13 protein-coding genes are annotated in these 14,624 nt (G+C 63.0%); 3 read left to right on the top strand and 10 right to left on the bottom strand.

What is annotated here, in order from left to right:
- Positions 1 to 30: 30 nt before the first annotated feature.
- The 3 genes from P3S72_RS10465 to P3S72_RS10455 all read right to left on the bottom strand — a co-directional run bounded on the left by P3S72_RS10465 (position 31) and on the right by P3S72_RS10455 (position 4,489).
- A complete protein-coding gene (locus tag P3S72_RS10465) occupies positions 31 to 1,998 on the bottom strand; it encodes a methyl-accepting chemotaxis protein (protein WP_276197261.1) in 1,968 nt (655 codons plus the stop codon).
- Positions 1,999 to 2,112: 114 nt separating this feature from the next.
- The gene (locus P3S72_RS10460) at positions 2,113 to 3,525 is read right to left on the bottom strand and encodes a PLP-dependent aminotransferase family protein (RefSeq protein ID WP_276197260.1); all 1,413 of its coding nucleotides are present in this window, start codon (positions 3,523 to 3,525) and stop codon (positions 2,113 to 2,115) included.
- Between the two features lie 202 nt (positions 3,526 to 3,727).
- Complete coding sequence (locus P3S72_RS10455) at positions 3,728 to 4,489, bottom strand: SDR family oxidoreductase (RefSeq protein ID WP_276197259.1); 762 nt, start codon at positions 4,487 to 4,489, stop codon at positions 3,728 to 3,730.
- A gap of 228 nt (positions 4,490 to 4,717) precedes the next feature.
- Here P3S72_RS10455 and P3S72_RS10450 point away from each other — a divergent pair, with 228 nt between their 5' ends.
- Positions 4,718 to 5,725 carry an NADP-dependent oxidoreductase gene (locus tag P3S72_RS10450; RefSeq protein WP_276197258.1) on the top strand — a complete coding sequence of 336 codons (1,008 nt, stop codon included), beginning with the start codon at positions 4,718 to 4,720 and terminating at the stop codon, positions 5,723 to 5,725.
- 59 nt (positions 5,726 to 5,784) lie between these two features.
- On the opposite strand, the gene pyrF is transcribed toward P3S72_RS10450, so the two are convergent.
- The gene (gene pyrF, locus P3S72_RS10445; protein WP_253394462.1) at positions 5,785 to 6,483 is read right to left on the bottom strand and encodes an orotidine-5'-phosphate decarboxylase; all 699 of its coding nucleotides are present in this window, start codon (positions 6,481 to 6,483) and stop codon (positions 5,785 to 5,787) included.
- A 259-nt stretch (positions 6,484 to 6,742) separates the two neighbouring features.
- Here pyrF and P3S72_RS10440 point away from each other — a divergent pair, with 259 nt between their 5' ends.
- Together P3S72_RS10440 and P3S72_RS10435 are read left to right on the top strand one after the other, a co-directional pair.
- Positions 6,743 to 7,507 (top strand): response regulator transcription factor, encoded by a 765-nt coding sequence (locus P3S72_RS10440; RefSeq protein ID WP_276197257.1) that lies wholly within the window; start codon positions 6,743 to 6,745, stop codon positions 7,505 to 7,507.
- Entirely contained in the window at positions 7,507 to 8,541 is a 1,035-nt protein-coding gene (locus P3S72_RS10435) for an ATP-binding protein (RefSeq protein ID WP_276197256.1), read from the top strand. The genes P3S72_RS10440 and P3S72_RS10435 overlap by 1 nt, the downstream gene beginning before the upstream one ends.
- Positions 8,542 to 8,605: 64 nt before the next feature.
- Here P3S72_RS10435 and P3S72_RS10430 read toward each other — a convergent pair whose 3' ends face one another.
- From P3S72_RS10430 to P3S72_RS10405, 6 genes are all read right to left on the bottom strand, one after another.
- Complete coding sequence (locus P3S72_RS10430; RefSeq protein ID WP_276197255.1) at positions 8,606 to 9,667, bottom strand: AI-2E family transporter; 1,062 nt, start codon at positions 9,665 to 9,667, stop codon at positions 8,606 to 8,608.
- A 72-nt stretch (positions 9,668 to 9,739) separates the two neighbouring features.
- Positions 9,740 to 10,558, bottom strand: coding sequence for a DUF4892 domain-containing protein (locus tag P3S72_RS10425; protein WP_276197254.1), 819 nt, complete (start codon positions 10,556 to 10,558; stop codon positions 9,740 to 9,742).
- Between the two features lie 114 nt (positions 10,559 to 10,672).
- Positions 10,673 to 11,527, bottom strand: a complete 855-nt coding sequence (locus tag P3S72_RS10420) for an alpha/beta fold hydrolase (RefSeq protein WP_276197253.1) — start codon at positions 11,525 to 11,527, stop codon at positions 10,673 to 10,675.
- Positions 11,524 to 12,327, bottom strand: a complete 804-nt coding sequence (locus P3S72_RS10415; RefSeq protein WP_276197252.1) for an alpha/beta hydrolase — start codon at positions 12,325 to 12,327, stop codon at positions 11,524 to 11,526. Before P3S72_RS10415 ends, P3S72_RS10420 begins: the two co-directional genes overlap by 4 nt.
- Before the next feature lie 97 nt (positions 12,328 to 12,424).
- Positions 12,425 to 12,868: a hotdog fold thioesterase gene (locus tag P3S72_RS10410; RefSeq protein ID WP_247408308.1), complete on the bottom strand. Its 444-nt coding sequence runs from the start codon at positions 12,866 to 12,868 to the stop codon at positions 12,425 to 12,427.
- A 29-nt stretch (positions 12,869 to 12,897) separates the two neighbouring features.
- On the bottom strand, positions 12,898 to 14,553 hold the full coding sequence (locus P3S72_RS10405) for an AMP-binding protein (protein WP_276197251.1): 1,656 nt from the start codon (positions 14,551 to 14,553) through the stop codon (positions 12,898 to 12,900).
- Positions 14,554 to 14,624 lie beyond the last annotated feature (71 nt).

Below are 14,624 nucleotides of genomic sequence, written 5' to 3'. Positions count from 1 at the left end.
AGCCCTTTGATCGCGGCCTGCCAGCGGCGATCAAAGGCGGAAGTGCCCCACCATGCCCTTGAGTTCCGTGCCCAACTGCGCCAGTTCAATACTCGACGCGGCATTGCCTTGCATGCTCAACGCCGATTGATCGGCACTCGCCCGAATGCTGGTGACGCTGCGGTTGATTTCTTCGGCCACCGAACTCTGCTGCTCGGCCGCCGCCGCAATCTGCTGATTCATTTGTTGGATCAATGACACCGCGGCCGCAATGCTGCCCAGGGCGCTTTCGGTTTCCAGCGCATCACTGACGGCCAGCTTCACCAACTCGCCGCTCTGCTGGATCTGCTGCACCGACGATTGCGCCGCGCTGCGCAAGGCGCCGACCAGGCGTTCGATTTCCTCGGTCGATTGCTGGGTGCGCTTGGCCAGGGCCCGCACTTCATCGGCCACCACTGCAAAACCACGGCCTTGCTCACCGGCGCGCGCGGCCTCGATGGCCGCGTTGAGTGCCAGCAGGTTGGTCTGTTCGGCCACGCTTTTGATCACGCTCAACACGCTACCGATGTTCTGGATTTCGACGCTGAGGCTTTCGATGCTGGCACTGGCGCGGGTACTGGAGGTCGCCAGCAATTCGATGCGCTGCAAACTCTGGCGCACCACCTGCTGGCCGCTGTCGACTTTGTCATCGGCAGTCTGCGCCGCTTGTGCAGCCTCTTCGGCGTTGCGCGCCACATCATGGACCGTGGCGGTCATCTGGTTCATCGCCGTGGCAACCTGTTCGGTTTCTTCCTTCTGGCTGCTGACCTCGATGTTGGTCTGCTCGGTGACGCTGGACAGCGAATGGGCCGAACTGGCCAATTGCTCGATACCCGCTTGCAGCCCGCTGACCATTTGGCTCAAACCGCTGCCCATCTGTTGCATCGCCAGCATCAACTGGCCGATTTCATCGCGGCGGCTGACTTCCATGCGCCCGCTCAAGTCGCCGGCCGCAATCTGCTGGGCCACCGCGATCACACGGCGCAGCGGCGCGACGATCAACCGGGTAATCACCCACGCTGCAATCAACCCCATCAACAGCGCCAGGGCCGACGAGCCGATGATCAGCAGCGCGCTTTTCTTCAGTTGCGCTTGCATCGACTGGTCTTCAGCGGCATACGCCTGGTCGACCCGGCTGACGACTTGGTCGGCGCGATCATGCAATTGTTTGTAGACCACTTTTTCCTGGGCCAGCAGGCCGGTGTATTCGCCGAGTTTTTCGCTGAACGCGGCGATATGCCCGGCGACCTCATTGAGCACCGTCTGGTAACCGGAGTCCTTGACCGAGGTTTTCAGTAGCTCAACTTGGGCCAGCGCCTGCTCGGCCTGTTCGATCTTGCCCTGTTCGGCGCTGTCTTCCTCGCCTTTGCGGCTCTGATCAAGGCGCACATGAGCTTCGTTCATGGCTTGCAGCATCAACCGTGAAACCTGACTGACCTGCCCCGCCTGCTCGATAAACTCGGCGCCCTCCTTGCCCTGGCTTTCCTTTAGGCCATAGGCGCCATCGTCGGCCAGGCCGGCCTGCAACACATCGAGGTTATTGGCCACGCTGGACACCGACCAACTGGCCATTTCCAGCGCCAGGTCCTTGGTCTGGGTCAGCTCGACGAACTCATCGAACGCCTTGCGGTAGGCGGCCAAGGCCTGCTCGACCTCGGTCATCAGCGGCACGTTGGCCGCAGACCCGGCCTTGAGGCTGCCGGCCAGGGCAGCCAAGGCGTCGACACGTTCATGCAGGGCGTCGACGGACTTGGGGTCGGCGTGCAGCGCGTAGTCCTGCTCGATCAAACGCACCTTGAGCAGCCCGCTGTTGAGCGCAGACATGCTCTTGAGGCCCTCGAAACGCAGGCCAACGGTTTGCAGGGACCACACGCCGATCGCTGCCACCAACGCAGTCAACAGCAGCACCAGGCTGAAGCCCAAACCCAGTTTTTTCGCCATACCAAGGTTGGCGAAACGTCGTTGCACGGCCGAAATCATGCGCTTGAATCCTCTTGCAATGGCGGATGCCATCAAGCCCGGTTTCCCAGCAGCGAGATTCGCAACCACGAGGCACTGAACACAAGTCGTTGGCGCCACAATAATGGCAAAAAGCTACATCCGCGTCGTTTTCAGAATGGTCGAGGTCGATCTGGCAGGCCCGGCAGCGCGGAACAACGCCAGGGCCCGCTGATCAGCAGCATAGGCCACATTGATGCGCTGCCACTCGCTGTGTTCACCCGTTGGGCTGAACAGCGCCCCCGGTGACATCAGCACACCCAGTTGCCGTGCATACGCCTGCAACCGCGAACGGTCGCCCACGCAGGGCCGCGCCCAGACAAACATGCCGCCGGCGGGCACGGCGAACACCTGCCATTCCTCATCCTCCAATACCTGCAAGGTCGCGGCCATTTGCGTGTTCAGGCGTTTGCGCAGGCGTTGCACCCATTTGCGATAGGTGCCGTTGGCCAGCAACGTGGCCATCACCGCTTCGGCAAACCGCGAGGTGCCGATGCCGGTGAGGGTCTTGAGGTGTACCAATTGCGCAATGATCGGCGAACTGGCGCTGAGGTAGCCGACGCGCAAGGCACTGCTGAGGGTCTTGGAGAAACTCGAGACATAGATCACCCGATCTTCATGGGGCAGCGCCGACAGTCGCGTGCAACTGGCGTGTTGCAGGTCGGCGTAGACATCTTCTTCGATAATCAGAAAGTCTTCGCTGTGCGCCAGCTCCAGCAAACGTTCGGCCACCTTGCGACACAGGCTGGTGCCGGTGGGGTTGTGATACAGGCTGTTGATAAACAGGCATTTGGGACGATGACGGCGCAGCAGGGCTTCCAGCGCCGGGATGTCCGGGCCGCCCTGGGTGCGCGGCACTTCCAGCAGCGTGACGCCGTGGAAGGCCAACTGACGAAACAGGTTGCCATAACCAGGGGTTTCTACGACCACAGTGTCGCCGGCCTTGAGCAACGTGCGGATCAACAGGTCCTGAGCGTGGCTGGCGCCATGGGTGGTGAGGATGCGGTCGAGGCTGGTGACCACGTGAATTCGGGTCAGGCGCTTGAGCAATTGCTCGCGCAGCGCCGGCAACCCCAGTGGCGTGCTGTAGTTGAACAGGCCTCCGGTATCGGTGCGGCTGACTTCGCGGATCGCGTAGCTGATGTCATCGCTTTCGCGCCAGGCGTCCGGCAACCAGCCGCAGCCCAATTTCAACTCGCCCAACGGGCTGTCGGTAAAAGCGCCCCACTCTCGCTCCGCGCCTTCATACCAGTGGCGTTCCTGAGCCACCGGCGGCTGCGCCACCATAAACCCAGAGCCCTGCTTCGAGGTCAGCAGGCCTTGGGCCTCCATGCGCTCGAATGCCTCGATCACACTGGACTGGCTGAGCAGGTTGTCGAGGGCCAGTTGGCGGATGGACGGCAATCGTGTGCCGGGGCTGACCCCGCTCTTGCGAATCCATTCCGCCACCGCGCTGACGATTTGCTGCACCACCGGTACAAGGGCTTGTCGATCGATCCCTAAATCCATGACCCACTCACTTAACTATCTGTTATTCAACCCAAAACAGTTAAGCACAGAAGCCCGCCAAAACAGGTCGTCAACAGTTACTAAAGTATTGATTTTATTGACTTATTTACCTCCTGATACACATTGGATCACGGCGTTTTGCCAGCTATGGAAACGCCCCACAGCACCTCAAACTTTTTCGAGAGCGGTGCGGCTTGGAGTCCTAGATCGCGGTGGCGCCGCCGTCCACCGCCAGGGCCTGGCCGGTGGTGAAGGCCGCACCGTCGCTGCACAGGTACAACACGGCACTGGCGATTTCCTCGACCTTGCCAATGCGCCCAACCGGGTGCATGGCGGCGGCAAATTCAGCTTTGCGCGGGTCAGCTTCATAGGCACGGCGGAACATGTCGGTATCGATCACTGCCGGGCATACCGCGTTGACGCGGATTTTCTTTTTCGCGTATTCGATGGCCGCCGATTTGGTCAAGCCGATCACGGCGTGTTTGGACGCCGCGTAGATGCTCATCTTTGGCGCGGCGCCCAGCCCCGCCACCGACGCGGTGTTGACGATCGCTCCGCCGCCCTGGGCCAGCAGCAACGGTAATTGGTATTTCATGCACAACCACACGCCCTTGACGTTGACGCCCATGATGGCGTCGAACTCATCGAGGGTGCCGTCCGCCAGCTTGCCTTTCTCGATCTCGATCCCGGCGTTGTTAAAGGCGTAGTCCAGGCGGCCATATGCGGCAATGGTCTGCGCCATCAATTGCTGCACGTCGGCTTCCTGCGTGACGTTGCAGCGCACGAACTGCGCTTCGCCACCGGCCTCGCGGATCAGCGCGACAGTGCCTTCGCCGCCCGCCACGTCGAGGTCGGCAACCACTACCTTCAAGCCTTCGGCAGCAAACGCCAGCGCGGTGGCGCGGCCAATACCGGCGGCGGCGCCGGTGACCAGGGCGACCTGGCCGGAAAACGTCATGCTCATGGGGGATGTCCTATGGGAGAAATAGCCGTGGCGCGAGTCTAGCCAACTCCGGGACGGGCGCGTCAGCACTATCAGAAGGCCGGTTAGCGCTGCATGAATCACAATGATAATACCGGCCGCGCCACTATCATCGAGGCCTATCGACGAGCATTCGCAGCCCTCCGCCGACCTTGCCCGCAAGCCAGTATGGGTCTATCAATCAGGCTTCATTTCTCAAGAGTCCTTGCCATGACTGCCCAGACCAACCGTCAGTTCCTGCTTGCCAAACGCCCGGTCGGCGCGGCCACGCGGGAGACCTTCACCTACCAGGAAGTGCCGCTGGGCACCCCACAAGACGGCCAGGTGCTGGTGCGCAACGAATACCTGTCCCTCGACCCTGCGATGCGCGGCTGGATGAATGAGGGCAAATCCTACATTCCGCCGGTCGGCATCGGCGAAGTGATGCGGGCGCTGGGCGTGGGCAAAGTGATCGCCTCGAACACCCCGAAATTCGCGGTCGGGGACTACGTGAACGGCGCCCTTGGGGTGCAGGATTACTTCCTCGGCGAGCCGCGGGGTTTCTACAAGGTCGACCCCACGCTTGCGCCCCTGCCGCGCTACCTGTCGGCGCTGGGCATGACCGGCATGACCGCCTATTTCGCGCTGCTCGACACCGGCGCACCGAAAGCCGGTGAAACTGTGGTGATCTCCGGCGCAGCGGGGGCGGTGGGCAGCATTGCCGGACAGATCGCCAAGATCAAAGGCTGCCGTGTGGTGGGCATTGCCGGTGGCGCCGACAAGTGCAAGTTCCTGGTCGATGAGCTGGGCTTCGACGCCGCCATCGATTACAAGCACGAAGACCTGCCGGCCGCGCTCAAGCGCGAGTGCCCTAAGGGCGTGGATGTGTATTTTGATAACGTCGGCGGCGACATTCTCGACGCAGTGCTCAGCCGCCTGGCGTTGAAAGCCCGCGTGGTGATCTGCGGCGCGATCAGCCAGTACAACAACAAGGAAGCCGTAAAAGGCCCGGCCAACTACCTGTCATTGCTGGTCAATCGCGCACGCATGGAAGGCTTCGTGGTGATGGATCACGCGGCGAACTTTGCCGCCGCCGGGCAGGAAATGGCCGGCTGGATGGCGCAGGGCAAGCTCAAGAGCAAGGAAGATATCGTGGAGGGGCTGGAGACGTTCCCGGAGACGTTGATGAAACTGTTCAACGGGGAGAACTTCGGCAAGCTGGTGCTGAAAGTCAGCTGATACACAGCAGATGTAAATGTGGGAGCAAGCCCCCTCCCACATTATTGATCGGTGATCGATCAGGCGATCTCGGCGACAACTGCGGCCAACGCTTTGGCTGGATCGGCCGCCTGGCTGATCGGGCGACCGATCACCAAGTAGTCCGAGCCCGCGTCCAGCGCCTGACGCGGCGTGAGGATACGGCGCTGGTCATCCTGGGCGCTGCCCGCCGGACGAATCCCCGGGGTGACCAATTGCAGCGACGGGTGGGCGGTCTTGAGGGCCCGGGCTTCCAGCGCCGAGCAGACCAGGCCGTCGAGGCCGGCTTTCTGCGCCAGGGCCGCCAGGCGCAGCACTTGCTCCTGAGGTTCGATATCCAGGCCGATCGCTGCCAGGTCCTCGCGTTCCATACTGGTCAGCACGGTCACACCGATCAGCAAGGGTTTAGGGCCGCTGCGCTGTTCCAGCACTTCACGGCAGGCGGTCATCATGCGCAGGCCGCCGGAGCAGTGTACGTTAACCATCCACACGCCCATCTCGGCGGCGGCCTTGACCGCCATCGCGGTGGTGTTGGGGATGTCGTGGAATTTCAGGTCGAGGAACACCTCGAAGCCTTTGTCACGCAGGGTGCCGACGATGTCAGCGGCGCAACTGGTGAACAGTTCCTTGCCGACCTTGACCCGGCACAGCTTCGGGTCCAACTGGTCAGCCAGCTTCAGTGCGGCGTCACGGGTGGGGTAATCCAGGGCGACGATGATAGGAGTCTGGCAGACGGACATTGGAATGGGCTCTCAGGCAAGTCGAAATCGGCGCGGATTGTAGCGCAAGCGACGCCGTTGCGGGATCCGATGATCGGTAAATACTGACCAAGCGCGCCCAAGCGGACATTTCGGGCATTTGTATCAAAACAGATACATTCACGACATGCCCTCAACACGCCCTACCGCTAGCCTCGCCCGCACGACCCAACGACCAGCACTTCCAGCCATGTGGCTGGGCGCCTATGCTGACCGCCACCACCAGGCAGATGATCGCACTATGCATACCCCTTCCGTCCCGCTGAACGACGAGCAAAAAGGCGCGGTGAGCGCCGATGAAAAGCGCTGGAACACCCGCGCGCTGATTGTCGACGACGATGTGCCGATCCGCGAACTGCTGATCGACTACCTGGCACGCTTCAATATTCTCGCCACCGGCGTCACCGACGGCGCCGCGATGCGCGTGGCGATGCAAGCCGAAACCTTTGATGTGGTGGTGCTCGACCTGATGCTGCCGGGCGAAGACGGCCTGACGCTGTGCCGCTGGCTGCGCGCCGAGTCGGACATCCCGATCCTGATGCTCACCGCCCGCTGCGAGCCCACCGACCGCATCATCGGCCTGGAACTGGGCGCCGACGACTACATGTCCAAGCCGTTCGAGCCGCGTGAATTGGTGGCGCGCATCCAGACTATCCTGCGCCGGGTGCGTGACGACCGCACCGAGCAGCGCGCCAATATCCGCTTCGATAACTGGCGGCTCAACAGCGTGTTGCGCCAACTGGTGGCCGACGACGGCCTGGTAGTGCCGCTGTCCAACGCCGAGTTCCGCCTGCTGTGGGTGTTTATCGAGCGGCCGCGCCGGGTATTGAGCCGCGAGCAGTTGCTGGATGCTGCCCGTGGTCGTTCCATCGAGGCCTTCGATCGCAGCATTGATCTGCTGGTCTCGCGGCTGCGCCAAAAACTGGGCGATGACCCGAAAGCACCGCAGTTGATCAAGACCGTGCGCGGTGAAGGCTATCTGTTCGACGCACGGGATATCGGCTGATGCGCAATGCCTTCAACACGCTGTTCGGGCGGCTGTTCGGTGTGTTGCTAGTGGCGATTGTACTGGCCCATGCGTTGGCGTTTTTCTGGTTCCACCACTACGACCCGCCTCCGCCGCCGACCAAAGACACCTTCGTCGAGCAACCGGACGGCACGCTGAGACCTCTGCAGAAACGTCCTCGCCCATGGTTTGGCGGGCCGGTGGTGCCCCTGACGTTTCAGTTTTTCTCGCTGATCATCGCCGCCTGGTATGGCGCCAAATTGTTGAGCCGGCCGATCCAGCGCCTGAGCGAGGCCGCCGAGCGCTTGAGCCTTGACCTCGACAGCCCGCCTCTCGACGAATCCGGCCCCCGTGAAGCAAAGCAGGCCGCGTCGACCTTCAACCTGATGCAAAAACGCATTCGCGAACAAGTCGGCCAGCGCGCGCGCATGCTCGGCGCGGTCTCCCATGACCTGCGCACTCCGCTGTCGCGCCTGAAGCTGCGCCTGGAGCAGATCGAAGACACCAAGCTGCAAGGCCAGATGCGCCAGGACCTGAACGACATGATCGGTATGCTCGACGCCACCTTGAGCTACCTGCACGAACAACGCACCAGCGAAAGCCGGCACTGGCTGGATGTGCAGGCGCTGGTGGAGTCGATCAGTGAGAACGCCCAGGACCAAGGTGCCGATGTGCAATGTGCCGGCACCAGTGCGCCGTTGCAGGTACAACCGATGGCGTTGCGCTCGTGCCTCAATAACCTGATCGACAACGCCTTGCGCTACGCCGGCGCCGCCCGCGTGGAGCTGGAAGACGGCCGCGAGGCCCTGGTCATCCGTGTGATCGACCACGGTCCCGGGATTGCCGCCGACAAGCGTGAGGCGGTGTTCGAGCCGTTCTATCGGCTGGAAGGCTCGCGCAACCGCAACTCCGGCGGCGTGGGCCTGGGCATGACCATCGCCAAGGACGCGGTCGAGCGCCTGGGCGGGCGCTTGAGCCTGGAGGAAACCCCAGGCGGCGGGTTGACCGCCGTGATGTGGTTGCCCCGCGCCTAGAAGGCCAACACCGGTCACTGTGGGAGCGGGCTTGCTCGCTCCCACACCGGCCTTCGCCCATCAGCTACAGAATGTTGTCTTCGCGGCGGCCCTGGGCCTGGGTCGCACTCCAATCCATCAGCAGGCTGTATGCCACTGCGAGCAAGGTCGGGCCGATAAACAGGCCGATGAAACCAAATGCGATCAAGCCGCCGAACACCCCGAGCAGCACGATCACCAGCGGCAGGTTGCCGCCACGGCTGATCAGGTACGGCTTGAGCACGTTGTCCACGCCGCTGATGATGAACGTGCCCCACACGCCGAGGAACACCGCGTGGCTGTAATCGCCCTTCCACGCCAGCCAGGCCGTGGCCGGAATCCACACCAGCGGCGGCCCCATGGGGATCAGGCTGAGCAGGAACGTGACCATACCCAGCACCAGCGCGCCCGGCACACCGGCGATCAGGAAGCCGATCAACGCCAGCACGGCCTGCGCGGCCGCCGTACCGATCACGCCATTGACCACCCGTTGCACGGTGCCGGCCACCAGCTCGATGTAGTAACCGGCACGTTCGCCGATCAAGCGCTCCAGCAAGCGGTGTACGAACAGTGCCAGGCGCGGTCCGTCACGGTAGAAAAAGAACACGAACACCAGGCTGAGGGTCAACTCCAGGATGCCACCGCCGATCTGCGCGCTGCGCGCCAGCAGCCAATTACCCATCTGCCCCAGGTACGGCTTGAGGCTGACCATCAGCGCCGCGCCCTGCTCGTCGATGCTCCCCCACATCGCCACCAGCCGTTCTCCGACAAAAGGAATCGACCCCAACCAGGCCGGCGCCGCAGGAAAACCGTCGACCTGAATATCCTTGATCAACGCCACAGCATCGCGCACATGGTCCGCGAGGTTGAACCCCAGCCATACCAGCGGCACCGCCACCAGCAGCATCCAGCCCAAGGTCAGAATGCCGGCGGCCAGGGATTCTCGGCCGCCCAGCCAGCGGGTCAGCAACACCATCAGCGGCCAACTGGCAAACGCCAGCACCGCGCCCCAGAACAGCGCCGACCAGAACGGCGCCATCACCCAGAAGCTGGCACCAAACAGCACCAGCAGCAGGATTTGCACCAGCAGGCGATCGTTATTGAGCATGGATTTTCTCTAGGATAAGGCTGTAGGCAGCTAGTTTAGGCGAACGGCGCGGGTCCGTTCGCCCTGTTACGGTCAGCGTATCAGATGCAGGTGCAGGCCTTTGGCTGGCTCAGTGCCGGTTTCCAGGCGTGCGGCCCGCACCCCCTTGTCAACCAGGGCCTGGCGCCACGCTTCGGCATGGGGTCCGGTCAAGCTGACACGCAGGGTGGTGTCGAGGTTCAACCCGCGGGAAATCAGGGTCAACCAGGTGGCATCCGGGTCCGCGCCCAATGCCGGAAAGTCCAGCTCGCCGGTGCTTCTGAGTTCGCGCAACAGGGTGGCGGAGGTCGGCAGCAGCTCCCCGAGCGGTGCGCTGGCATCAATCTGTTCGACATGCAGGTAAGCCCGTCGATTACCGCGGGTGATGCCGTACAACGCCACCAGGGAATTGTCCTGCGGGGCGGCCAGACGCAGCAGCAGGTATTCCTGCTGGCCATCGGCGCCGACCAGCTTGGCGTTACCGAACACTTCATTGGCCCACAGGCTGCTTTCACCGCAGTCGCGGGCCTGGCACCAGAACAACAGTTGCGCGCCCTGCTGCTGCAACGCTTCACGCGTGGCGGTGAACGCAGCGCTGGATGTGTGCTCGGCGGGCAGTTCATAGGTGATGGCGGTGACCTGGCCACGTGCGGTGGCCTGGGCCTCGTAGCGCAACTGGCCGCTGATCTTGCGGATCGCGCCCATGGGGTAAATGCGCTCTTTTGCTTCGGCGGGGCGGTAGTCGACAATTTGCGCGTCAACCTCGCGGGCCACGGCGGGCAAGTCCTGGCTACCCGGCACATCGGCGGCGAACACCAACGGGCTGAACACACACAGCCCCAGAACACGGATACAGCCTTTACGCACGCTCATCGGATAGTTGAGCCCTGGCCATCGGAGGTCGCAGCAGTTTCAAGATCGGTGTTGAGATCGTTCATGGTTGACTCCCTTTCAATCCGCCCAGCCTCGGCAGTTGACCGCGCCAAGTCAAGGCGCAGAGAAGAACCGATTGAAACAGTCTGCAACAAGGACCGCGCCAGCCTCGTCATTCAAGTGCAAATGATGGCCACCGGGCAGGGTCGTCACCGTAAAGGGTAGCTGGGAAAGCAACTCGGGATGTCTCGCCAGCATGCCATCAGCGGCGACCACCAGTTGTGTAGGGCAACCTACGCGGCGCACGAAAGCCATGGCTTGTTCGTCGGTCAGACGCATCGGCGATGCCAGGGTCAAGCGGCTGTCCGTGCGCCAGGTGTAACCGCCCGGCACTGGCATCAAACCGCGCAGGGCCAGCAGTTCAGCGGCTTCGCGGCTGACCGCCACCAGCCCTTTCATCCGCGCTTCGACGGCGCGATCAAGGCTGCTGTAGACCGGCTTGCGCTTGCCCTGCAGGTTCAATTGCGCCTGCAACGCCATGCCCAGCCGCTCGGCGGCGTTCTCGCCGGTGGCGGTCGGCGGGATCACACCGTCGATCAAACCGAGGTGCGTCACTCGCTCCGGCAAGGCACCGGCCAATACCAGGGAGACAATGGCGCCGAGGGAGTGGCCAAGTAATGCAAAACGTTTCCAGCCCAGTTGTTCAGCGACGTGCAGCACATCGTAGGCGTAATCCCACAAGGCATAACCGGCCCCCGTCGGACGATGCGCCGAATGCCCGTGGCCGGCCATGTCGAGGGCGACGATACGCATCCCCCGCAGTTTCGGCGCCAACCGCGCGAAGCTGTTGGCGTTATCCAGCCAGCCATGCAGGGCGATCACCGGCAGACCGTCTTCGGGACCGAACAGATGCGCGGCCAATTCGATATGCGGCAGGCTCAGGCGCACTTCTTCGACCGGCGTACTCATGCGCAACTGCGCTCACGAGCTTCCCAGCGGGCGAACAGCTGCTTGAGCAAGGTCGCGGTGTCCTGGGGGCGTTCGAGGGGAAACATGTGCCCACCGGGCATGGTGAGCATTTCCCCCATGGGCAGGCGACCGACGCCGCTGGCGTGGTGGCGCATCACCACCCGGCTCTGACGTCCGCGCACCACCGCCAGCGGCACTTTCAACTGGCGTACCTGGCCTGGACTGGTGTGGGGCACGCCCCGGTAGATGCTGATCTCAGTGGCCGGGTCGAAGCGCAGGCGCAAGCGATCACCGACCTGATGCAGGCCATGTTGCAGGTAAGCGTCGAAGCATTCCGGGTCGAAGCTGCGAAACAGGGTCTTGCCGGCGAAGTAACTGCGCGCGGCGTCCAGGTCGGCGAACTCTTCACGGCGGCCCAGGGTGCGCCCGGCCGGGGTGAGGCGGTCGATAAAACCAAAGCGCTTGGCGGCGCGAATCACCCAGCGGTCGGCCCGGGTCAGCACCGGTGAGTCGAGCATCACCACGCCGCGATACAACTGCGGGCAACGCATGGCCGCATGCAAATGCAATACACCGCCGAGGGAATGGCCCACGCCCCACACCGGCTCGGGCTGCTGCTCCAGATGGTGGATCAGTTCGTCCACCAGGTTCTGCCAGTTATCGTCCACCGGAAACCTCGGGTCGTGGCCGTGCTGCGGCAGGTGCGCGACTGCATATTCCGGGGCCAGGCCGGCAAACAGCTTGCCGTAGGTGGCCGAAGGGAAGCCATTGGCGTGGGCAAAAAACACGTGCTGCGACATACCGGTTCCATCTATAAAAACAGACACTGATTGTCACCACGCCCGGCCGTTACAGCAATGACCGTAACCGCCAGGAATGATGACACTCACGCCACGCCTATCGCGCCGGCGGGTTCTCGCCCAGGGGCACCACAGCCATGGTCAGGCGCGAGACGCAGCTGGACTTGCCATCATCATTGGTCAGGCGGATGTCCCACACTTGGGTGGTGCGGCCGATATGAATCGCCTTGGCCACCGCCGTCACCCGCCCGCTGCGCACCCCGCGCAAGTGGTTGGCGTTGACCTCCAGGCCGACGCAATAGAACTTACTCGTATCGATGCACAGGTAGGCCGCCACTGAGCCAACGCTTTCGGCCAGGACTACCGACGCGCCGCCGTGCAGCAGGCCGTAGGGCTGATGGGTACGGTGATCGACGACCATGCTGGCGGTCAGGGACTCTTCGTCGAAACTTTCGAAGCGAATATCCAGCAGCTCACCGATGGTGTTTTTCTGCTGGGCATTGAGTTGCTCGATATCGGGTTGGGTGCGCCACAGGCTCATACCGTTGTCCTATTGGTTTTATGATGGCCCTAATCCTGCCACAGAATGACTTCGGTGCGCTCGCTCCACGCCTGAAACAGTGGGCCATAGGTCGATTCGATCACGTTGCGCTTGATCTTCAAGGTCGGCGTCAGAAAGCCGTTCTCCACCGCCCAACTGTCTTTCACCACCACCAATTGACGCAGGCGCTCATGCTTGTCCAGCGCCGCGTTGACCTGTTCCAGCCAGCGCTCAAGGCTGCTGTGCAAAGCCTGGCGCACATCCGCCGGCCCCACCACCGACAGCACGCACAGGCCCATCGGCGCGGGCAGGCCGTCGCCGACCACACACACCTGTTCGATCCGCGCATGTTCGGCCAGGCGGTTTTCAATCGGCGCCGGGGCCACGTACTTGCCCTTGCTGGTCTTGAAGATTTCCTTGAGGCGACCGGTCAGGCGCAGCCGGCCCTCGGCGTCCTGCTCGCCCTTGTCGCCGGTGCGCAGGAAGCCGTCGGGGGTGAGGGCTTCGGCGGTTTTTTCCGGGTCCTTGAAGTAGCCGAGCATGGTCGCGCCACTGCGCACCTGCACTTCGCCCTGCGGGTCGATCCGCACTTCAACGCCCGGACACGGCAGGCCGATCCAGCCGATCACCTGCTGGCCGGGACGACACACATGGGAATAGCCGCAACTCTCGGTCATGCCATACACCTCCAGCACATCCAGCCCCAGACGCTGATACCAGCGCAGCAAGGCTTCAGGCACCGGCGCCGCGCCGGACAGCGCAATGCGTACCGCGTCCAGGCCCAGACCGGCGAGCACCTTGCGGCCCACGCGCTTGCCGATGAAGGGCAGCCGCAACAGGCGGTCCAGGCGCGTTGCCGGGATCTTGCTGTAGACGCCCATCTGGAATTTGGTCCAGATACGCGGCACCCCGAACAGCGCCGTCGGCCGCGCCCGACGCAGGTCTGTCAGAAAAGTCTCGAGGCTTTCGGCGAAATACACGGTTTGCCCGGTATAGATCGCAGCCATCTCCACAAACATCCGTTCCGCCACATGGCACAAGGGCAGGTATGACAGCAGCCGGTCACCCTCCCCCAGGCCGAACAATTCGGTGCCTCGCGTGGCGGCAAAGCCCAAGGCATCGAAGCTGTGCATCACGCCTTTGGGCAGACCGGTGGTGCCGGAGGTGTAGATGATGGTGGCCAGGTCCGAAGCGGCAGGTAGCGGCTCATCCGGGATCGGTGAGTAGGCTTGCAGGTCGGCCCACCTGAAATCAAAGTCGCCCGCCGGGCACAGCGGCAGGCTGATGGTTGGCACGTCGGCTGGAACCCCGGGCGCCATGGCGGGCCAGTCATCGAGCTTGCCGATCAATACCAGCACCGCCTCGGAGTGCTTCAGCACATGGGCGATGGAATCGGCAGTGAGGTTGGGATAGAGCGGCACCGAGACATGCCCGGCCATCCAGATGGCCAGGTCGGCAATGATCCAGTGCGCGCAGTTTTTCGAGATCAGGGCAATGTGCGAACCCTGGGGCAGCTCCCTGGCGCGCAGCCAATGGGCGGCGCAACGGGCCTGGTGGCCGACCTCGCCCCAGGTCAGGGTCTGCACCTCGCCGCCGCCGACGGGCTGCACCAGGAAGGGTTTGCGCGGATGCCGCGCTTCACGTTCAAAGAAGACCTGCAACGGCAAACGAAAAGCGACGGGCATGGGACGCGCTCCTTTGTGATCCGATGATAGCCAACCAAGCACTTGCTCGGTTGACTATATAGCACACACAA

Origin of the sequence: Pseudomonas sp. D3 (assembly GCF_029320995.1) — a bacterium.
In the GTDB taxonomy this organism is placed as follows: Bacteria; Pseudomonadota; Gammaproteobacteria; order Pseudomonadales; family Pseudomonadaceae; genus Aquipseudomonas; species Aquipseudomonas paraveronii.
Note: the sequence above shows the minus strand (reverse complement) of the source record. Positions and strands in the feature narration are given on the sequence as shown.